General features: G+C 68.3%; 15 protein-coding genes and 3 pseudogenes. 4 read left to right on the top strand and 14 right to left on the bottom strand.

What is annotated here, in order from left to right; genetic code table 11:
* The 3 genes and pseudogenes from ABZT06_RS48925 to ABZT06_RS48915 form a co-directional block, all read left to right on the top strand.
* A pseudogene (locus tag ABZT06_RS48925) lies at positions 1-214 on the top strand (hypothetical protein); the annotation flags it as partial.
* Positions 215-479: 265 nt separating this feature from the next.
* A complete protein-coding gene (locus tag ABZT06_RS48920; protein ID WP_355756031.1) occupies positions 480-968 on the top strand; it encodes a hypothetical protein in 489 nt (162 codons plus the stop codon).
* The gene (locus ABZT06_RS48915) at positions 965-1,390 is read left to right on the top strand and encodes a hypothetical protein (RefSeq protein WP_355756029.1); all 426 of its coding nucleotides are present in this window, start codon (positions 965-967) and stop codon (positions 1,388-1,390) included. Before ABZT06_RS48920 ends, ABZT06_RS48915 begins: the two co-directional genes overlap by 4 nt.
* Positions 1,391-2,760: 1,370 nt before the next feature.
* On the opposite strand, the pseudogene ABZT06_RS48910 reads toward ABZT06_RS48915, so the two are convergent.
* The 12 genes and pseudogenes from ABZT06_RS48910 to ABZT06_RS48855 form a co-directional block, all read right to left on the bottom strand.
* Positions 2,761-3,462: pseudogene (locus ABZT06_RS48910) on the bottom strand (DUF2637 domain-containing protein); the annotation flags it as partial.
* A 534-nt stretch (positions 3,463-3,996) separates the two neighbouring features.
* Entirely contained in the window at positions 3,997-4,947 is a 951-nt protein-coding gene (locus ABZT06_RS48905) for a hypothetical protein (protein WP_355756027.1), read from the bottom strand.
* Positions 4,948-4,997: 50 nt separating this feature from the next.
* Positions 4,998-5,570, bottom strand: a complete 573-nt coding sequence (locus ABZT06_RS48900; protein WP_355756025.1) for a hypothetical protein — start codon at positions 5,568-5,570, stop codon at positions 4,998-5,000.
* Complete coding sequence (locus tag ABZT06_RS48895; RefSeq protein WP_355756023.1) at positions 5,570-8,134, bottom strand: DnaB-like helicase C-terminal domain-containing protein; 2,565 nt, start codon at positions 8,132-8,134, stop codon at positions 5,570-5,572. The genes ABZT06_RS48900 and ABZT06_RS48895 overlap by 1 nt, the downstream gene beginning before the upstream one ends.
* A gap of 321 nt (positions 8,135-8,455) precedes the next feature.
* A pseudogene (locus ABZT06_RS48890) lies at positions 8,456-8,662 on the bottom strand (DUF6234 family protein); the annotation flags it as partial.
* 49 nt (positions 8,663-8,711) lie between these two features.
* The gene (locus tag ABZT06_RS48885) at positions 8,712-9,770 is read right to left on the bottom strand and encodes a hypothetical protein (RefSeq protein WP_355756034.1); all 1,059 of its coding nucleotides are present in this window, start codon (positions 9,768-9,770) and stop codon (positions 8,712-8,714) included.
* 251 nt (positions 9,771-10,021) lie between these two features.
* Positions 10,022-10,426 carry a hypothetical protein gene (locus ABZT06_RS48880; protein ID WP_355756021.1) on the bottom strand — a complete coding sequence of 135 codons (405 nt, stop codon included), beginning with the start codon at positions 10,424-10,426 and terminating at the stop codon, positions 10,022-10,024.
* 78 nt (positions 10,427-10,504) lie between these two features.
* On the bottom strand, positions 10,505-11,044 hold the full coding sequence (locus ABZT06_RS48875) for a SigE family RNA polymerase sigma factor (RefSeq protein ID WP_355756019.1): 540 nt from the start codon (positions 11,042-11,044) through the stop codon (positions 10,505-10,507).
* 1 nt (position 11,045) lies between these two features.
* Entirely contained in the window at positions 11,046-12,014 is a 969-nt protein-coding gene (locus ABZT06_RS48870; protein WP_355756016.1) for a hypothetical protein, read from the bottom strand.
* A gap of 85 nt (positions 12,015-12,099) precedes the next feature.
* Positions 12,100-12,504: a hypothetical protein gene (locus ABZT06_RS48865; RefSeq protein ID WP_355756014.1), complete on the bottom strand. Its 405-nt coding sequence runs from the start codon at positions 12,502-12,504 to the stop codon at positions 12,100-12,102.
* Positions 12,505-12,547: 43 nt separating this feature from the next.
* Entirely contained in the window at positions 12,548-13,549 is a 1,002-nt protein-coding gene (locus ABZT06_RS48860; RefSeq protein ID WP_355756011.1) for a peptidoglycan-binding protein, read from the bottom strand.
* An 8-nt stretch (positions 13,550-13,557) separates the two neighbouring features.
* Entirely contained in the window at positions 13,558-13,704 is a 147-nt protein-coding gene (locus ABZT06_RS48855) for a hypothetical protein (protein ID WP_355756009.1), read from the bottom strand.
* A gap of 195 nt (positions 13,705-13,899) precedes the next feature.
* Between ABZT06_RS48855 and ABZT06_RS48850 the strand changes: the two genes are divergently transcribed.
* The gene (locus tag ABZT06_RS48850) at positions 13,900-17,808 is read left to right on the top strand and encodes a helix-turn-helix domain-containing protein (RefSeq protein ID WP_355756007.1); all 3,909 of its coding nucleotides are present in this window, start codon (positions 13,900-13,902) and stop codon (positions 17,806-17,808) included.
* 289 nt (positions 17,809-18,097) lie between these two features.
* Here ABZT06_RS48850 and ABZT06_RS48845 read toward each other — a convergent pair whose 3' ends face one another.
* Complete coding sequence (locus tag ABZT06_RS48845) at positions 18,098-18,805, bottom strand: haloacid dehalogenase type II (RefSeq protein WP_355756005.1); 708 nt, start codon at positions 18,803-18,805, stop codon at positions 18,098-18,100.
* A 47-nt stretch (positions 18,806-18,852) separates the two neighbouring features.
* Complete coding sequence (locus tag ABZT06_RS48840; protein ID WP_355756002.1) at positions 18,853-19,896, bottom strand: NB-ARC domain-containing protein; 1,044 nt, start codon at positions 19,894-19,896, stop codon at positions 18,853-18,855.
* Between the last annotated feature and the right edge of the window lie 99 nt (positions 19,897-19,995).

Here is a 19,995-nt window from a genome sequence, read left to right as displayed (position 1 = left end):
ACCTCAAGAAGAGCGCCCCCTCCCTTCTCATAAAACCCCCAACACCCCAGCTCACACCCACCCACCCACACCAACTACCGCACTCTCAATCACAGCGATCACGCAGGTTCAACAGGTCAACAGGTCGCTGGACTGCGATCTCGAGATGGAGACGGAGCAGCTGATCAACGATCTCCTTCACGGGCCCGGCCTAGGGATGCTCAAGGCTCAGTAGGCGGGTGCGCAAGCTGCGCGGCGGCCTCCCGCGTCTCCCTACCGTCTACGCAACCGCGTGCACGTGCCCCCGTGAGATCGTCGTCTCCGCCCCCGCCGGCCCTGACTGCCTGTTTGCGGACCGTAAGCCAGGGCTATCTCGAACTTTGGGCGGGACGCGGCATCAGTGGACGCCGAGAAGCCAGTCGAGGCTGGTTGACGCGCATCGGGTCACAGAGCAGGCAAACGCCTCTCGCGGCAGCGCGGCGCGCGTCACGATCGGCTGCGTGTCCATAGACAAGCGCTGCCCGAAGCAGCTAGGCCGCCACGCCCCGGACCTGTGGCCGGTATGGCTCGTCGCCCCCATCGCGTTGGTCCTCGTCTCAGCACTCGCGTACGGCCTCTATCAAGGTGCAGACGCGCTCCTCACCGCCGAGAACACCGGCAAGGAGCCCGTCAAGGTCCCGGACATCATCAAGACGACGGTCACCGTCCTGCCCCTGGCTGGTGCCGTCCTCGCTGGCCTGTACGCCTACCGCAAGCAGCTCCTCGATGAAGGAGCCTCCCATCGTGCGGACGCCACCCAGCTCGCCGACCGATACACAACGGCGGCCGAGCAGCTCGGCCACGGCCAGCCCGCCGTACGCCTCGCCGGGGTGTACGCGATGGCGCGCTTGGCCGATGACTGGCCCGAGCAGCGTCAGGTGTGCATTGACGTGCTGTGCGCCTACCTCCGGATGCCCTACGAGCCCGACCCGCTGCGGCGGGAGCCGTGAATGGCGAGCGGGAAGTCCGCCTCACGATCATCCGGTCCATTCGTGATCACCTTCAAGACCCCACCGCGCCCACCACCTGGTGCGGGTGCGACTTGGACTTCGCAGGGGCCGTCTTCGACGGCGGCGACTTCATCCGCGCGACGTTCTCCGGCGGCGTGGTTGAGTTCTTCATCGCGACGTTCTCCGACAGCGGAGTCGCCTTCGGCGGTGCGACGTTCTCCGGCGGTACTGTCCACTTCAGCCGCTCGTCATTTTCCGGCAGCACGGTGGCCTTCGATGGAGCGACGTTCTCCGGCGCCACGGTGACCTTCGACGGCGCCACGGTCTCCGGCGGCTCGGTCGAGTTCACGGATGCGCGCATTCATGCCGAAGCTTCCATCAGTTGGGGCCCGTTCTTGGCGATCCCTGTCAATCAGCCCTGACCTTACGAGGCTGTCACGTGCTGAAGGCCGTGCTGGGGGCACTCACTGCGCAGGACGCCGAAGGCGCAGGTTGCCCGAGGTCCGGGCTGCGCAATGATCAAAAAACCTCTGCGATGCCCGGCTGACCTGGCACTTCCTGCGATTGCGCAGCATGCGAGCCTGGTCGGCGTAGGCCATTGCACAGGTGCCGGGCAGCGGCTTCATGGTCGGGCCTGCGCACGGTGGTGGGTGAGGGCCTGCCAGCGCCGCTCAAAGTCCTCAACCTGTTCGGCAAGGTAGGCGGTGGTGACGGGCTTGTTGTGCTGCGCAGTGATCCCCTGGGCTGCGCAGTCCTGCGCAATGGCGTCGAGCGATGGGCTGTCGCTGCGCAAACGTTGCTCGGCCCAGAGGTTGTAGAGCCGGAACGCCAGGAGGTAGCGGCGCAGATTGGAAGGACTGACCGGTTTCCCGCCGCGGCCGTGCATCCCCTTCGTCGCGAGGAAGAGTGACAGCTGCTCGGCCTCCCGCGTCGAGGACTGCGGTTCCCCACCACCTTGCGTCTGGAACTCGGACCACGCGAGGTAGTAACGATCGACCGTCGTGACCTCGGTGGCTGGCTCATCGACATCTTGGGGCGACGCATCGTCGATCTGAGCGTTCACCCGGGGGCCCAGGGTGTCCCGGGCCGCGTGCGCGCCCACGCTGGCGGACATTGCGTCCGTGTCTTGTTCGCGCGGCCGAGGTACATCGGCTGGCTCCCCGGTGGACAACACCGATTCGGAGAACTCGCGCTGCTGGAAAGCCGTGACGAAGGGCTCCAGGTCTTCTCCCGCGATGCGGCGTTCGCCTGGGCCGGTGATGCGGTCCCGTTCGTAGACGTATGCGGCAAGGGCGGCGGCGTCCGGGTAGGACCCGTGTTCCTGGGCGTACGTGATCCAGGCGTTGTAGAAGTAGTCGTTCCAGGACAGCTGGTCGCCTGCTTGGGGTGTCTCGACAGGCTCAGGGTCAGGCAGTGGACTGTAGCGCTGTTTGAGGACCTGGATTAGGGGCTGCAGTTGTTCGTCGGTGAGGGGGGCGCCGGCCGCGGTTGTGATGCCGTGGTCTTGGAGCCAGTACGCGCACTGGGCGGCCGTGGGCTCAGTCTGGAAGTTCGCGATCCATGCCTGGTAGGCCTCGGCGAAGCCCTCTGCCGTCTCCGCGCCCGCCTGGCCCCACACGAGCGAGCGTTCCGGCTCCGCGGGTGAGGTCATGGGCTCGGGGTGCACTGCTCTCCTACTGCCCTGCTCCGTCTCCTGCTCCGCGGCTGCTGTGGCCTCAAGTTCGGGCTCCTGTCCGTGAATCGGGGCGGCCGGCATCCGGTCGACAGTGAAGGTGAACGCGATCGGCGGCTCGTCGATGCCTGCGGCGGCCAGGCCGGCGGGGCCCGCCTCGGCGAGCGGAACGCCGTAGCGGGCCAGGCGGAGCGGCATCAGTGACTCCACCGGCGCCTTGCGTCGCCAGCCGCGGCCGAAGCGGGAGCGGAGGCTGGATTCGTAGACGAGGCGTTCCTGTTCGAGTCGGATGACCTGTTCGTACGAGCGGAGCTCCCACAGCTTCATGCGGCGCCAGAGGAGGAACGTGGGGATCGGTGAGAGGAGCCACCGGGTAAGGCGGACCCCTTCCATGTGTTTGTCGGCCGTGATGTCGGCGATCCGGCCGATTGCATGGCGGGCGGCCTCTACCACGACGACGAAGAGGACCGGGGTGACGGCGTGCATGCCGACGCCCAGCGGGTCGGGCCAGGCCGCCGCGCCGTTGAAGGCGATGGTGGCCGCCGTCAGGAGCCAGGCAGTCTGCCGGAGCAGCGGGAAGGGGATGCGGATCCAGGTCAGGAGGAGGTCCAGGGCGAGGAGAACGCAGATTCCGGCGTCGATGCCGATCGGGAAGACATTCGCGAAGATCCCGAAGCCCTTCTGGATCGCCAGTTCACGGACCGCCGCGTAGGAACCGGCGAAGCCGATCCCGGCGATGATCACAGCTCCTGCAATCACCACACCGATGAGGACCCGCTGTGCTCGGGTCAGCCGAGGTATCTCACGGTTCGTCTCAGCCATGTCCGCTCCATGACGAACTCAAGCGAGTGAGCGTCTGCCACCCCACTTGCACAATGACCCAGTCTCCAAGCGACACTGACCAGGTCACCAGGGGTCTACCTCCCTCACTGATCAAGCAGGTCAAGCAGGGCGGCGACCTAAGCAAGCACCTTCTTGCCCTCACTAGCGTCAGGTCTCTGGCGAGCGCACGGCGGTCCCGGCTGTCGTGCGGCCACGGAGAGGTTCATCTCCCGTCCCACCCTGAAAAGAAGGTGGGCCACCTGGTTTGGTAAGGGACTCAATCATGAGCAGCGCGAAAGAATCAACGGCGGCGCAGTGCGCGCAGTGATGATGCGACTAACACCGGATCAACCGGCTCCTGGCTCGCCCCCTCGTGATCCTCGCGACAGCGTAACCATCCGCACATGAACCTGACCATGGGGTGACCACTCGAATGTAGGCACATACACATACCGGGCTCAGAATGAAGCCGGAGACGGTCGCTATCGACAACGCCTCACTCCGACATTGCTGCGGAGGGGTGTTTTCCGGTCCTTAGATCGATGAGCCCCGGTTGCGGTTGGCGAAGGGGAGCGCTCCATAAAGCGCGGTGAACTCCGCGATCAGCTCCGCCTCGGCCTGACCGGCGGACTGATCGGTCACGGTGCGCCAGGCGACCAGGAGCGTGTCGGAGTCGGCCAGCTGCCAGATGCACGCGCCGCCGCTGTGCCCGGCGTTGCGCCCCTGGCCCTGGCGGCGGTAGGCGTTCAGCCGCCTACTCAACCCTCGGCGGCCAGCGGCCTTGCCGACGTACACCACCGTGGCGCCGGGCACCCAGGCTCTGATCAGGATGGCGGTCGTCGTGGTGGGGTCGTGGCCCTTGCGGTGGCCAGCTGGACTCCGTGCGAGATAGACCGGGGGCTCTGTGGAGGGGCGCAGCACGACGTAAATGCCCTCCCCGGCAGGGACACCGCTGTGCGGGAGGTCGGCGAACGGCACGAAGCCGACAAAGCCGCGCTCGGCCAGTGCCGCGCGGGTCAAGGGCGCGGTGCGGCCCGCTGAGGTGGCGGCGAGGCCGTCCACGGCATGGTTGATTTCGGGTGTCATCATGCTCCTGCTCCCGGAGGGCTGGTTCCCCTCCCCTACGGTGGCGGCCGTGGCCGCTGCGGTGCGGGCCATGGCCGTACGGCGGGCCGCCGTTCGTGCCTGATGGACGGTGCGGTCAGCGATGTGCGCGAGTCGGTCGGAGATCGTCTCGACGGCGCGATGCCAACCCTCCTGGACCTGGTCGCTGGCGTCGGCGGGGGCCTGCGTTTCCAGCGCGATGACTTCGCCCTGAGCGCCTTCCACGGCGCCGGCGCGGATGTGGGCGATGAGGGTGTGTACCTCACCAGGGCTTGCGCCCGTGGCGTCGAGCAGCTCGGTCACCCACTGCTCGGCGTTCGCGGCCGTCTCTGCGCGTACGGCGATCAGCGGTAATGGCCGCCGTGGTGGATGGTGGCTCACGATGTGAATCCCCCTGCTTCGGCGTGCGGTTCGCCGGCTGGTGCGGGCTGCTACCGGAGTTCGACGGAGTAGGAGCCGCCGGTGAACTGCCAGCCGTCGGTGCCTTCGCCGATGTCCTCGACGATGACGTCGTCGATGAAGTGGTCCTCGAACTCGTCGTCGGTCAGTTCGCTGGCGAGCCAGAGTTCCTCGATCGCGTCCCAGTGGCCGCGGCTGGCGTCGATGCGCAGGGGTGCGGCGTCGGCGGTGCCGCGTTCGCGTTCGTCGTCGCCGGTGGTGACGAGGCCGCTGATCTCGTACTGGCCGTGTTTGATGTGGTCGGGGATGGGGTCGGCGGGGACGATGGCGACGTTCTCGTAGGCGGTGTGGATGAGGTCGCGGTAGTTGCGGCGGATGTTGTACTCAGCGTCGGACAGCCAGTTGATGAGGGTCTTGGTTGTCACGTTCAGGCCGGCGTCGGCGAGGGCCTGCTGGCCGCGGTGGGTCGCGGTGAGCTGGGAGAGCTGGGCGTGCCAGTGCTTGGCGCTGTAGGACGAGAGGCGGTGGCGTGCGGTGACTTGGGAGCGCAGCAGGTCGTTGAGGGCGGCGCCGAGGGAGGTGCCGCGTCCGGTGGGGCCGGCCATCAGTCGTCACCTTCGAGGATGGTCTCGCCCGCCTGGACGAACTTGCTCTTGACTTCGCCGAAGCCGGTGCCGATCCGGTAGGTGGACGGCGGGGTGCCGGGTGGGGTCCAGAAGATGGCCTGGTCGACGTTGCGCAGCGCGACGAGGGTGTGGCCTTCCTGGACGGCCTTGAAGGCGACGGTCCAGTGCCGGACGGAGGCCTCGGCGACCATGCTCATGCGCCAGTCCGGCCGCCAGAACGGGGAGCGCTGGGAGGGGCGCTTGGGCCACAGCAGGCGCAGCGCGATGGACAGGCGGGTCTTGTAGGCCTTGTAGGGGTCGCCGCCGATCTGGACGAGTTCGGCGCGTGCCTTGCGGGTGGCCTCGTAGAACGGCTTGAACAGCGACTCGTTGGCTTTCCCGGTCCAGGAGTCGTGGATGGTCGGCATCGCGTCGAGGTGGTGGTCCCTCACCAGCTTCACCAGCTGCTTGATGTGGGGGGTGGTGACCCACGCCCGGCCGTCCTCGTCGGGCCGGTCGGCGATCCGCCCCAGGGGGTGCGGCATGTCGGTGCGCGTCCAGGCGGGGATGTCGATGAGGTAGATGCCGGCCCCGGCCTTGTCGTAGGCGTCGAGGGGGCCGGTGTGCAGGAGCTTGTTCGGGGCGAGCGGGACGGCCGAGCAGGCGGAGGGGAAGCTGCCGTTGCGGTCGATCAGGCACAGCACGCCCTCGCCGAACGCGTCGGGCACGTCGAGCTGGTCGCGGCGCACGCGCCTGCCGTTCGCCCGGATGTGGGGCACGCGGGTGGCGGTGACGTCGGGGTGGACCCAGCGGGGCTCGCCGTCCATGTGCTCGCTGATCAGCGGCCACGGGCCGCTGTCGCGCTCCTCTTTGCGGATGACGCGGATCGGGTGCATCTTCGAGCGGCCGACCGAGTCCTTGAGGATCTTCAGGGCGGGGAAGACGTGGCCCTCGGGCTCGTCCTCCTCATCCTCCGGCGCCAGAGCGTCCTCGTCGTCTTCCTCGTCCTCCACCACGTCGGCCGTCGCCTGCCGGTTGTCCGCCAGCGTCTGGACAGCGGCACCGGCAGCAGCCGACTGCCCGGCGGCTGTGGTGGTGTCGGCAGACTCGGGCGTGCCGTAGGAGCGCAGGGCTGCGGCGAGGCGGTGCCCCTCATGGGTGTCCGGCCACTGCGAGACCGTCGCGGCCGCCTGGAGCAGTGACGGCAGAATCTCCTTCAGGGCCTCGTGGTCGCCGCCCGCGACGGCGGTCCGCCATGCGGCGAGTTCGTGGGTGAGGGCGGCGGGGATCCCCCGGTGTGTGCCGGACGTGTAGGGAAGGGCGGCTTCGGCCAGTTCCAGCGCCGCCCTTCCACCGATAGCCGTCGAGCGGCTCGGGCCCGCCGGGGTGTCGGCGCGCTCATGGGGCGGGGCGCCGGCGTCGAGGAAGCGGGCATGGACCAGGTCGGGCTTCAGGTAGGCGGAGCCGATCGTGCCGAAGTCGCGTTCCGCGACCGTCACCTGGACCCGGGCAGGGTCCTCGGTCGGCGTGAGCGTCAGCGTGATGTCGGCGTCCAGCAGGCCCAGGAGTGCGGGATCGTCGCTGTCCACGATGGCGAGGACCGGCACGTGCAGGGTGCGCGCGAGCGTGGCCAGGACCTGGGAGGCGGCCGGGAGACGGTCCCCGGACAGCGGCAGCCGGGCGCTGTGGGTGGCCTGCAACCGGTCTACCACCACCAGGGCCAGGCCCTGCATGTGCGGGGCGGTGTCCGCGATGTCCTCGGCCCTCAGATCACTGCCGTCATCGATCATCAGCAGGTCCCCGGCCTGGACCAGTTGACGGGCGACCTGCTGTTCGTACTCGGTCAGGCGGCCCTGCTTCAGACGCGCGTACTCGCCGCCGGTCTCGGCGGCGATGATCCGTCGGAAGATGTCGTCCCGGTTCGGCCCCGAGGCCGCGTACAGGACCATGGCCTGGTCGACGAGCGCCGTCGTCCGTGCGGCCGCCAGCCCCAGCAGGCTCCCGCCGACACTCGGACGAGCCGCCACGAGCGTCAGCTTGCCCCGCTGCAGACCGCCCGTGGCAGCGTCCACGCCCGGCAGCCCGAAGGTGGGGCCGCCGACCGGGCCGTCGGTGAGGACGGAACCGATGGCATCGCCGAGCGTGGCCAGCCTGCGCGGCGTGCTGCCGCGGTCCTGGTTGCCTTGGGCGTTCACCGCACCTCCTGCGGTCGCCGCGCGAGGGTCCGCGGCCGTATCGGATGAGAGGGCATCAGGAGAGGAGTCGGCGGGGAGCAGGACCGCGACCGGTGTGGTGTTCCGCAGGAGCACCTGCGGCTGGCCCTTCGCCGCCAGCGTGACGAGGTCACCGAAGTCCCTCTGCGCCACGCTCAGCACGTGAGCCGGGAAGGCATCGGTCTTTCGGGCCGCCGGGAACCGGTCCAGCGGCGCCAGCAGGGCACGCACCTTGTGCTTGGTGATCACCGTGGTGCGCCCGTCCTCCTCGGCGAGCTTCACCAGCGCGTACAGCTGGTTCCGTGCCGTGGTCGCGTTGACCGCGCTCTCCTCTTGCGGCGACTGACTCACTCACCCTCCCCGGGAACTCAACTGCCCATTATCCTAGCACAGTTCACCTACATTACTTGCAGAGTTCAGTAATTTATTTGAGCATCTCACTCATTATTAGTGACTTTATGATGTGCGGGTTGACGGGTTGGGGGCTCCAGTCGACCAGCAGCAGGAAGGCCGAAACCACCGGCCCCGGCCTCCGACCGCACCGTCCACAGACACACCCGTCGAACAACGAGCTCAGCTCCCCCCTCTCCGACCCTGTTCCACGGAGCTGTCCGAGGCGGATCCTCCTCGATCCGGCTGCCGTGCAGTTCACCTGCGAGGTTCCCGTGGGTTCTACCGGTCGGTCACGTGGTTCGAGGGGGTGTGCGGCATCCCCGCCCTCGTCGGTGGCTGAGGTGGGTGGGCACGCTCGTACTGGCCGGGCCAAGCCGCGATCGTGAAGACCAGTGCGATGGCTGCCACGAGCAGTTGGACCGCTCCTGCGAACGGATGTGCCGAGTACAGGAAGATCACGGCGATCACGAGAACGGCCAAGGTGAACCCGCCGAGCCAATCGCGGCTGGTTGAACTGGGGCTTGCCGACCCGTACTTAGCGCAGCCGTGGGTCCATCTCCAGTAGCTGTTGGTCGGTGCGGTAGATGCCGCCGGCGAAGTGTTCGATCGCCGAGCGCAGGCGCATGGGGTCGGCGCCGTAGGTACCCAGCATTCCCGCGATGACGTAGCGCCGGTCCGGGAGACGTTGGTTGAGCTTCTTGTGGAACCCTGGCGGGCGCGGCGCGTCGGCTTTCAGCCGCACGATGAGGACATTGGGGATCACTAGAGTCCCCGGCGCCCTGCGCAGCACGCCCACGTACTCGACGTCCTTCCACGGCACGTGAGCTGAATGCGTCCCGTGCTCGGTGCCCAACCCGTCGCTGTTGACGACCAGGTCGTAGTGGACATTTCTTCGAAGGACGAGCAGGAGGAGGACCAGACCGAGGAACAGGGCTATACCGGCAGCGGCAATCAAGGTCGCGAACCACCCCGCGAACAGCACGCCCAACCCAATGGGGACACCAATCATCAGGACACTCTGGATGGTGTCGCGGCGGCTCCAGGTCGACGGGTCGGGCGGCGGCTTACGGAAACGGATCTCTCCCTCGTTGCCGGTCGGCGGCCCTGCGTGCGGCCGGACGGGGCCGCGGACGAGGGCGAGGTCCCCGGCGGCGTTGACGGAGCGCCGCTGCGGTCGCGGCAGCCCCATTCCCTGCAGCACGGTGTCGATGTGCTGGTGGATGTCGTCCAGCGTGAGCGGTTCCGGCTGGTTCAGCGCATCCAGCAGGGCGGCGGTGAAGGCGGTGTGCCGCTGCCCCGGCGGCGCGTGGGAGGGTGCGGTGGCCGTGGTGGAGGTGAGGGTATAGGTGCCGCTCACGTCGAGTTGGGCCGACAGCAGGCTGCCCGATTCGGTCATGGCGGCCACGGCGCGGCCGGAGAAGCAGCAGTCGAGTACCAGGACCCGCAGGCGGGCCCGGGCCCGGCCGAGGTAGCGCTTGACCAGGTCTGCCGGGACACCGGTGAAGCCGACGTGACCGGGATCCGTGGAGGACAGTGCGAGGTGGAGCAGCCCGTCCTCGTCCAGCAGACCGTGTCCGGTGTAGTAGACGAGCAGCAGGTCCTCCGCCTAGCGTGCCGCTTGGGCAAGTGCCATGCCGACGCTGCGGTGATCGGCCGGATCGGCCAAGACCCGGCAGTGTTCCGGAGGCAAGATGCCGTGTGTCTGATCCGTGAGCGCGGAGTGAAGGTCCGCGAGGTTGGACTTCACGGCGGGAATCGCGGGCAGATCGAGGTCGGCGAAATCGCTGCACCCGATGAGGACCACCCGGGAAGCGGCACCGTCGGGGAAGCGCGGCGCGCTCTGCCTCACTCCTGCCCGCCGTCCAGCAGCTGCCCGACCGCACCGATCACCGCCTGCGGATCGCTTGTCCGGCGGACCTCCACGGTGACCTCCCGCCCGTCGCTGCGGCTCACGTGCACGGTGACGTCCGCACGGCGTTGCACCAGCCAGGTCGACAGGGACCGGGCCAGCACGGCTCCCGCTCCGCCGGAGCCCAGTGCCACCGCCAGCACGTCCAGCGCGGCCCCCATCTGCCCTGGCTGCGGCGTCCGGGCCAGCAGCTCCACCCGGCCGCGCAACGCCTCTTCCGCAGCCAGCCAATCCCGCAGCGACACCAGATGCGTCTCTGCCTCCACACCCGGCTCGGCCGACACCTGCACCCTCAACGTGCAGCCTGCAGGCGGGGTTTCGCTGTCCTCGCAATTCTCCATGGGGCCATCGTGCCAACAACAGCGGCCCAACGCCCCAGACACCTCACAGGCGTTGGTGCCGACGATGCGGCCCGCGCATCATCGTGCCCGGCGGCCAGCCGCTGAGCCACCACGGCCGGGGGCCGACGCCGGAGCTGAGTCGGGGTCGCGGCGCTGCAACTCCTCACGGAGCCGGGCGAGCGCACGGTGAAGAGTGCTCTTGACCGTTCCGGGCGCCATGCCGAGCGCGGCGGCCGTCTCCGCCGTGGACATCCGCTCCCAGTACCGCAGCACCACGACAGTGCGCTGCTGCGGCGCCAGCACTCGCATGATGTCCATCAGTAGCGCACGGTCGGCGTGCTGTGCGGTGGAGTCCTCGACGCTTGTGTCGGGCAGATGCTCTACGGGGAGCTCCTGAAGTTTCCGGGCCCGCCACCACTCCGTGCGAGTGTTGATCATGACGCGGCGCAGATAGGTGTCCGCGAGCTGCTTGTCCGTTATGCGATCCCACTGGCGGTACGTGCGTAACAGCGCGGTCTGCAGCAGATCCTGGGCCTTGAGCGGGTCGCCGACCAGGCGCCGGGCGCTGCGCAGCAGAGCGTCGTGCCGTGTACGGACGTACTCCTCGAAGTCAAGCATCTCACCTCGGTTTTCGTGCGTATTCATCCTGGTTTGCTCCGTCGTGAGTGGAAGGGCGAGCTGGGTCTCGCAAGAGCGCGGCTGTGTCAGCTGCCGACGAGCCGGTGAGGACTTGCCGGGCCCGGGTCAGGTACTGGTTGCGGGCGGCGGCGATGGCGCGGAACTGGCGGGCGTGCCGGGCAATGGCTTCGTTCTGCAGCTCGGTCTCGGTTCGCCACCAGGTCCGTACCAGGCCGGTGAGCTGTTTGCACGCGACGTCGGCCCGGGCGGTGGCGATTTCGGCACGGCTCGCAAACCTGGTGTTCCAGCGGGGATCGTCGCCTGCGGTTGCCGGGTCGGCATAGTGAAAACCACGCCGGCGCATGCAGGTGCTCCAGCGACGGCCGGCGGTGGTGACTGCGGGCGACTGGCGTGCGCGGTCATAGCTGGTGGTGGTGATCTGGTTGAGCAGGTCCCAGGGGACGTCCGGTACCTGTGCCAGCAGATGTGTGTGGGCCTGTGAACGGCAACCCGGCCGGTGCGGGGTGCCGTAAGCGGCGGCTCGTTGGCGGGGGCTGAGCCCGGCGTCGCGTTCGGCGCTCTGTTGCTCGCGCTGGGACAGGTCGGGGTCGGGAAGCTCGTGATACCCGTATCGCGCGGCGACTTGGGGCTCGATGGGGCCGTACCGCATTCTGTTCGGGGTGAACGGCGATGGGTGGCGGGTCAGTTGGGGCCACTTCAGGTGCAGGCGCGCCATGCACGCGGCGGTGAGCTGGTCCTCCGCGGAAAGGATCAATGTCGTCTGCGGTGTGTCGAGGGTGTAATCGTCGACGGGGAGGAGCAGGGATTTCACCTCCTGGTCGGCTGCGGGCACGGCCGGGGAAAGGGGGCGGCGGCTGCCGGACGCGGTGGGGAGCTGATGCAAGCAGGCCAGCGCGAGGACGGCGGCAGCAAGTACGGCGGCGAGAGCGGCGATGCGGCGGTGACGCATGGCTGGCCTCCTGGGGCGTCGAAGAGAGCGGCGCCCCGCCGCACGGTGACGGCGGGGCAACCGCGGGCCGCACAATTGCGGGGGATCAGCACTCCTGCCTGAGCGAGCGGGCCGCGTCGTTTCCGACCGCGTCGTTGCTCAGGTTCGGGTCCTTGGTGTGCGGGTAGGAGCGCGTGCTCACGCCGTGGAAGTTCTTCTTACGGAAGAGGCTCCAGTAGCAGCCGCCGGTGTTCTTCACCGAGGTGATCTGCTCGTCCACCTTCGACCCGTTGTCGAACTTGTTGTTGGACAGGTCTTTGTCGGAGGAGCAGAACCTCTTCCAGCCGCCCCGGTAGCCGGCGTCGCGGTAGGTGTGCAGCGGCCCGTTGCAGGAGGACGCGGAGAGGCTACTGACCGGGCCGTGGACGGCGGGCGCGGGAGCTGCGGCGATGATGCCCCAACTGAGCGTGACTGTAGTGACCGCGATGGCGGCGTGCCTGGCAAGGCGCATGAGATCTCCCTGGGTTGATGGATGCGGTGGGGTGTCGGCTCGGTCAGAACGTGTTGGCGTTGAGGGTCTTCTGGAGCTGGGTGGTGGTGCTGGTGTCCCAGGTGTCCTGGGGGGTGAGGCCGAGGTGCTTGTTGAGGGCGGTGACGGTGTCGGGTCCGGTCATGCCGTCGGCGGTGACCTGCAGGTAGGTCTGCAGGGCCGTGACGGTCAGCGGGCCGAAGGCGCCGTCGACGTCCAGCGCGGCCGCCGTCCTGCTGTTGAGGGCGCGTTGCAGGGCGGCGCAGGTGGCGGGCCCGAACTGGCCGTCGACGGCGAGCGGTGCGGGGGCTGCGACGAGGGCCTTGGGCTTGATGACGTCGCTGTGGCCGGCGAGTGCGGCCTTCATCACGGCGGCGGTGTGGGGCCCGTATTCTCCGTCCACGGTCAGCTTGTGCTTCGACTGGAAGGTGCGCAGGGCCTTGTCGGTGGCGGCGCCGAACTGGCCGTCGACGGTGAGGCCGGCCTTCTGCACGGTGTTCAGGTTCTTCTGCAGGGTCTTGACCGCCTGGCCGGTGGAACCTTTGCGGAGGATGCCGTCGTGGCTCGGCATCGGGGCCGCGCCGTCGTAGGCGGGGCGGCCGTAGCCGACCACGCAGGCGCGTCCGCGGACCCGGCGGCGGAAGGCGTCGGAGGTGTTGCCCTCCAGGGTGGTGATGGTGCCGTTGGAGTGGACGGCCTCCACCAGACCGACGTGGTCGATGCCGCTGATGGAGCGGCCGCCGGAGAAGTCGAAGAAGACCACGTCGCCGGGGCGGATGCCGCCCAGACCGTAGTGCCAGCGGCCGTGGCTCTGGAAGGCGCGGGCGTGGGCGGTGGTGAGGGCGAACTTGCCCATCACGGCTGTGAGGTTGTCGGAGTGGGCGGCCTCGTAGCTGATGGACATGTCGCACCACGGGCCGGAGAAGCCGTACCACGAGGTGATGAGGTTGTGGTTCGAGCCGGGCGGGTGCTCGGTGGTGCCCAGCAGCTTGCGGGCGGCGGCGATCATTGCGTTCGCGGTTCCCATGGCAGGTGTCAGAGCTCCATGTCGTCGGGGAGTGCGTCAAGGTCGGAGGTGACCTCGTGGGCGGGGTCCTGGCTGACGCCGGTCTGGTCGGGGTCGACGTCGAAGATCCCCGCCCCGCCCTGCGGGTAGGGCGGCGTCTGGTCGTTCTCGCTCATGAACTGGCTCCTTGTCGGTTCGCTCAGGTGGCGGGCCGCGCCGGTTTCTCGGCGACCGCCGTACATCACCGAGTTCAGCGGGCCGGAAATTGAATGGGCAGCCGGTTCCACAGCCCTGAACAATGGCCGCGTTGCAGGTCACGGGTACGGCTTGCGGCGCTGGCCGAAGGAGGCGCCTTCGGGTTGCCTGCTGCCATGGGGTTGCGTACCTTGTCCGGCCTCAACGCCGCGTCCACGGGGGAAGCGGGCGGCCAGAGGGGTGAGCTGTCGATGGCGGGGCGTCCGGAGAATCCACTCGATCCCAGCACCGGGCCGGTGGCGCGGTTCGCCGCTGAGTTACGCAAACTCCGTGCGGAGGCCGGGAGCCCGACCTACCGGGTGATGGCGCAGCGCGGGGGTCAGGGGACAAGCACCCTGTCGCAGGCTGCTGGTGGTGAGCGGCTGCCGACCCTGCCCGTCGTGCTGGCCTATGTGAGGGCGTGCGGCGGTGATCCGGAGGAGTGGGAGGAGCGTTGGCGGCAGGCGGCCGCTGAAGTAGCGGCGGAGCCCCGAACCCAGGATGAGGATGCCGAGCCTCCGTACCGGGGTCTGGCCCGCTTCGAACCCGGCGACGCCGATCTGTTCTTCGGCCGCGACGAGCTCACCGACCGCCTGGTCGAGCTGACCCGCTCCCGCCGGTTCACCGCGGTATTCGGCCCCTCAGGCAGCGGCAAATCCTCTCTACTGCGCGCCGGCCTCATCCCCCGCCTCCGCACCCCCGACCAGGCCACCCCACAGCCAGCCGCGCTACGCGTCCTCACCCCCGGCGAACACCCCCTGCACACCCACGAACAGCGGCTGACCCCGAAGGACGGCGACGGAGACACGTGGCTGATCGTGGACCAGTTCGAAGAGCTCTACACCCTCTGCCACGACCCAGCCGAACGCGACCAGTTCATCGACCACCTCCTGAGCGCCACTGATCCCGGGAACCGATTGCGCGTGGTCATCTCCGTACGCGCGGACTTCCTAGGGCGCTGCGCCGAACACTCCGCTCTGACCGCCGCCCTGCAGGACGGCACCGTGCTTGCCGGGCCGATGAGCCGCGACGAACTACGCCAGGCCATCGTCAAACCCGCACAGGCCGCCGGACTGATCGTGGAACGCTCTCTGACAGCCCGGATCCTCGACGAGGTCGAGGGCGAACCCGGCGCCCTGCCGCTGATGTCCCACGCCCTGCTGGAAACCTGGCGGCGGCGCAAAGGCCGCGCTCTTGTGCTCGAAGCCTATGAAGCAGCAGGCGAACTGCACGGAGCGATCGCTCGCACAGCTGAGGACGTCTACGCCCGCTTCACCCCGGACCAGGCCGATCTCGCCCGCCGGATTCTCCTGCGCCTGATCACCCCGGGCGAGGCAACCCCCGATACCCGACGGCCTGCCCCTCGCGCGGAGCTCGACTTCGCCGACCCGACCGATACGGCCATCGTCCTTGACCGCCTCGCAAACGCTCGTCTGCTCACCCTGGACCACGACACCGTCGACCTCGCCCACGAAGCCCTGATCACCGGCTGGCCCCAGCTGGGTGCCTGGATCAATACCGACCGCGATCGGCTGCGCACCCACCGCCGGCTCACCGAAGCAACTGAAGCCTGGACGATGCTGGACCGCGACCCGGGAGCGTTGTACCGCGGAGCCCGGCTGGGCATCGCGGAGGAGGCATTCGCCACGCCTGGACAACGACGCGAACTGACCGCCGTGGAGGAGGAGTTCCTCACGGCCAGCCTCGACACGCGCGAGCGTGAACGCAAGGCCGCCATGCGCGCCACCCGTCGTCTGCGCTCCCTGGTGGCAGCGCTGACCGCGCTGCTCCTGGTGGCCTGTGCCGCCGTAACCATCTCCCTCCAGGAGCGCGCGACGGCCCGCAGTGAGCGAACGACCGCGATCTCCCGGCAGGTCGCTGCCGAGGCAGACCGGCTGCGCGCCGCTGACATTCCCTCTTCCCATCAGAACGAAGCGCTGGCGGCGCAGCTCGACATCGCCGCCTACCGCATGCGGCCCTCGCCACAGACGTACACGAGCCTGGTCGCCGACGCCACCGCTCCCCTGTTCACGGAGATCCGTGAACAGAAGAAGGACACGCCGTCCAGCGACTACTTACCGAACAACGGCAGAGCGGCATACGACAAGGCCCACCGCATCCTGGCTCTGGTCGGAAACGATGCCATTCGTCTTTGGGACACAACCCACTTCGCGCACCCCAAGCCTGTCGGCCGTGCGCTGCCAGGCTGGCAGGCGGCGATGAGCCCCGACGGACGGGTCCTGGCCGTGGCGAACTACGACCTGACTGTCAGCCTGTGGAACACCGACGACCTGTCACATCCTCGTAGGCTCGCCACACTCCCTCCACCAGGAGATTCCCCTGGGAACTTCATGGCCTTCAGCCACGACGGCAACCTGCTCGTCATAGGCAGCGAACACGTCTCATCCCTGTGGGACGTGCACGACAACCAGCACCCCGAAGCGCTCGTTCGGTCTCTGCCCGCTGATCTCGCGGCTTTCAGCCCGCGCCGGCCGCTGCTCGCCACGAGTGATCCTGACGACGGCACAGTGCGACTCTGGGACACCTCTCACCACCGTCGCACCACTGTGCTCTCAGTGATCCGCGGCCAGATGGCCGATGGAGACATACTCGCCTTCAGCCCCGACGGACAGACACTGGCCACCGGCGGATCCGACCACGGACAAGTATGGCTATCAGACATCAGCAAGCCTCAGCATCCGCGTTTGCTGAACCGGAACCAGGATGCCAACCTCAACGATCAGATGAGCGGTCCCGGGGGGAGACACACCGATGCCGTGGCCTATAGCCCGGACAGCCGGCTCCTCGCCGTCATCGGAGAGTCCGGAATCCAGCTGTGGGACATCACCCTTCCTGACTTGCCTCAGCGCCTCGGCCAGCCTCTGAGCCGCCGCTCACAGGGAGCAATCGCCGTGGCGTTCGGACCCGATGGCCGGAGTCTGATCGCGGACGACATCCAGACTTTGCGTGTATGGCGTCTGCCGCCACTTGCGCTTCTCGGCTGCTCCACCTTGCACCCGGCCGGATTCAGCAGCGATGGCCGGACAATGGCGACGGTCTGCGACGACGGGCCGGTGCAGCTCTGGGACACCGCCACACCAGACGCACCCAAGCCCGTCGGCGGGAGCCTGCCGGGCTCGGCCGCCGTGTTCGCACCCCGGGGCCGTCTGCTCGCGGTCGAGACCCCCGATGGCGGACTACGGCTGTATGACACCACCGACCCGTCGCACCCACGAGGTCTTGGCCGAATACCCGTGGCCAAGGGCCAAGACGTCGGCGCCATGGCTTTCGGCTCCAAAGGACACACACTGATCACGTACGAGCAACGAGCGGAAGGAAAGGACGGATACACCGGGACAGCCCAAGACGACGCTATCCGGGCCCGGATCTGGGACATCGCCGATCCGTCCCGGCCACGCCCCGCAGGAACCGGCATTCTCCGTGAGAAAGAGCTTGACGTCGCAGACCTGACACCCAGCGCTGACGGACGCATGCTCGCAACGAGCGACGGCGCAGACGGCATCCACCTCTGGGACATGAGCAATCCCACCCACCCCGTCAGGCGTGGTCGCACCCTTCATGGGAGTGCTGTGGCTTTCGCCCCAAACGGTCACTATCTGGCAGTCGGCTCGCATGAGGGAACCATCCGGCTGTGGGACATCACCCGTCCACCTCAACCGAAGCCGCTCGGAACGCCGTTCCAGGCCGACGGATCTGTCGATGGTGCAGTTGTCAGCCCTGACAGCCAAAGCCTGGTCATCAGAACCTCCGAGGGCGAGATCCAGTTGTGGGACACCGGCAATCCACTCCGCCCCTCAGGCAGGGGACACTCATTCGCCGGGCAGGCATCCTCCGTGGACAGCCTCCTGGTCAGCCCCGATAGCCAGACCCTCGCCACGGGCGCTGAACAAGGCGCAATCCGCATTTGGATTCTCGACGCCGGTCGCGCAATCCGTCACATATGCGCCGTAACCGGCCATGTTCTGACGAGGACCGCGTGGAAGCAATACGTTGCAGGACTGCCGTACCACCCGCCGTGTCCCTGATGAGACGGCCCGTGTGACGGGCAAGGCCGTGATCGCTGGTGCTGCCGCTGCAACGGCGGCAGCTCGTTCGGGGGGCATCCAGATTGCCGCGATGACTCCCGCCAGTCCGGCGATTCCGGCAAGCACGAGGTCGGCCATCGTCACCTCGAGGCCCAGCCGCTGCGACAGCAGGCCCGCGATCCGCCAGCTGCCCGGGTGGGCGGCAGAGCCGAAGTTATGGACAGGGTTTGCGGCTGTCCGATGTCCAGCCGCAAATGAGCCTGAACCGATCCTTCGACACCAGTTGGCCTTACTCGCTTAGTGCGGCGGTCCGTCGCTCGGAGGCCAACACGTCTGCAAGTTCCTGCAGATCTTGCGCACCGTACCTGGGCGGGGTCATCGCCTGCGGGTACGCGGAGGCCCCGCGCCGCAGCCACGCGCCCTCCAGTCCGGCTCGCTGTGCCCCGTCGATGTCCCAGGGATGCACGGCGACCATCAGTGCCTGGTCAGGCCGTACGTCGGCCTGCTCGACGGCGTACCGGTAGGCGGCCCGGGCCGGTTTCCAGCAGCGTGGGCCGCTCACGTCGGAGATGGCCTCGAAGCGGTCGAGTACAGCGGCCTTGTCCAGCAGCCGCTCGGTCAGGGCGATGCTGCCGTTGGTCATCGCCGTCAGCCGGTATCCCGCCTCGCTCAACTTCCGTATGCCGTCCGGAACATCGGGGTGTACGTCCAAATCGCTGAAGCCGTCCAGGATGTGTCGCGCTGCGGCCTCGCTGTCTCCCGTCCAGCCCTCCAGCCCGGACAGCACTGCCCGTACTCCGTCACGGGCGAAATCCGCGAAATCCGCGTACGCGCCAGCAGCTGTCAGCGCGAAGCCGTCCTGTAGGACCCCGGCGAACCAGGTCGCCAACAGGTACCCGGGCGCACCGATGTCCTCGAAGCGGGCGCGCAGCGGGGTGAGGTCGCTGAGTGTCTCGTTGACGTCGAAGACGAGGACCGGGAGTTGGTCGGCGGGCATGTCCTCCTCCTCTTGGCGTCCGTGGGGCGACTCGGATGGACCATCCATCAGGCTGCGAGTACCCGCCCTGTGTGCAGTTGCTGCAGCAGCGTGGGCTCTTCGTCTGCTTCAGCGTGCTGCTGCGGTATGGGCAGGCGGAGTGTGTGGAGGGTGCGGGTTTCCAGTCGTACGGCGCCCTCGCGGCTGCGGCCGTGTTCCAGCAGGCGGCCCAGGGCCTGGCGGATGCGGGTAGCCGGTTCGTCGATGCAGATACGTTCCTCCGCGTAGGCGTGGACGAGGGGGTGGAGGCGGTAGCTGCCGGGCGCGGTGCGCTCGATCAGGTGCGCTGCCGTCAGGGTGGTGAGGTGTTGCTCGGCAGTGGCGGTTGGTTCGCCCAGGAGGGCGGCGGCCGTGGCGGCGTCGATCTCCTGCAGCGGATGGAGGGCCAGCAGGCGCAGCAGCCGTCGCGTGCCCTTCGGCAGCCTTGCGTCGGAGGCGGACAGCGCGGTCCGCACTCCGTCCTCCAGGGCCAGGCTGATCAGGGGCTCGCGGTAGTAGTCGCCCAGCGCCCAGGCTGGGTGGTCGCGCATGTGGCGGCCGATGAGGGACAGCGCCAGCGGGAGGTGGCCCAGCAGGTCCGCGATCTGCTCGACAGCTGGGTTGGCCGGGGCAATGCGGTCGGCTCCCGCCGTAGCCCGCAGCAGTTCGACGGAGTCGTCCGGCTCAAGCAGTGGCACCGGCAGTCGGTCGCATTCACCGAGTCCGGTCAACGTGCGCCGACTGGTGATCACAGTGCGGCATCCCGGAGTCCCGGGCAGCAGAGGCCGAATCTGTTCCGCGTCTGTCGCGTCATCCAGGACGATCAATGCGCCGGTCCCCGCCAGCAGGTGCCGGTAGAGAGCTGCTCGCGCGTCGAGGCTGTACGGGATGCGGTCGCCGGTGGTGCCGAGCAGGCGAAGGAAGGTCTCCAGGACGGCGGTCGGGTCGGCGGGCGGGCCTTGCGGTGCGGAGCCGCGCAGATTCGCGAACAGGACGGGTGCGGCGGTGCGTTCCTTGGCGAGCAGCCGGTGCGCGAGGTGCAGGGCCAGCGACGTCTTGCCCACTCCGGGCATGCCCTCTAGTGCTGCCCCGCGCAAGTTCGTGGAGGGGACTGGAGGCCTAGGAGCACACTGAAGATCTTGAAATCGCGCCCGACTTGCACCATTACAGGC

It is taken from the genome of Streptomyces sp. NPDC005483 (genome assembly GCF_040606035.1).
GTDB lineage: Bacteria > Actinomycetota > Actinomycetes > Streptomycetales > Streptomycetaceae > Streptomyces.
This window is presented reverse-complemented; position numbering and strand designations above follow the sequence as displayed.

Excerpts from the sequence above, each read along its gene's own strand:
- ABZT06_RS48900 (WP_355756025.1), bottom strand. The coding sequence starts at position 5,570 with ATGGCCGGCCCCACCGGACGCGGCACCTCCCTCGGCGCCGCCCTCAAC.
- ABZT06_RS48880 (WP_355756021.1), bottom strand. The coding sequence starts at position 10,426 with ATGGAGAATTGCGAGGACAGCGAAACCCCGCCTGCAGGCTGCACGTTG.
- ABZT06_RS48875 (WP_355756019.1), bottom strand. The coding sequence starts at position 11,044 with ATGCTTGACTTCGAGGAGTACGTCCGTACACGGCACGACGCTCTGCTG.
- ABZT06_RS48870 (WP_355756016.1), bottom strand. The coding sequence starts at position 12,014 with ATGCGTCACCGCCGCATCGCCGCTCTCGCCGCCGTACTTGCTGCCGCC.
- ABZT06_RS48865 (WP_355756014.1), bottom strand. The coding sequence starts at position 12,504 with ATGCGCCTTGCCAGGCACGCCGCCATCGCGGTCACTACAGTCACGCTC.
- ABZT06_RS48860 (WP_355756011.1), bottom strand. The coding sequence starts at position 13,549 with ATGGGAACCGCGAACGCAATGATCGCCGCCGCCCGCAAGCTGCTGGGC.
- ABZT06_RS48855 (WP_355756009.1), bottom strand. The coding sequence starts at position 13,704 with ATGAGCGAGAACGACCAGACGCCGCCCTACCCGCAGGGCGGGGCGGGG.
- ABZT06_RS48850 (WP_355756007.1), top strand. The coding sequence starts at position 13,900 with ATGGGGTTGCGTACCTTGTCCGGCCTCAACGCCGCGTCCACGGGGGAA.
- ABZT06_RS48845 (WP_355756005.1), bottom strand. The coding sequence starts at position 18,805 with ATGCCCGCCGACCAACTCCCGGTCCTCGTCTTCGACGTCAACGAGACA.
- ABZT06_RS48840 (WP_355756002.1), bottom strand. The coding sequence starts at position 19,896 with ATGCCCGGAGTGGGCAAGACGTCGCTGGCCCTGCACCTCGCGCACCGG.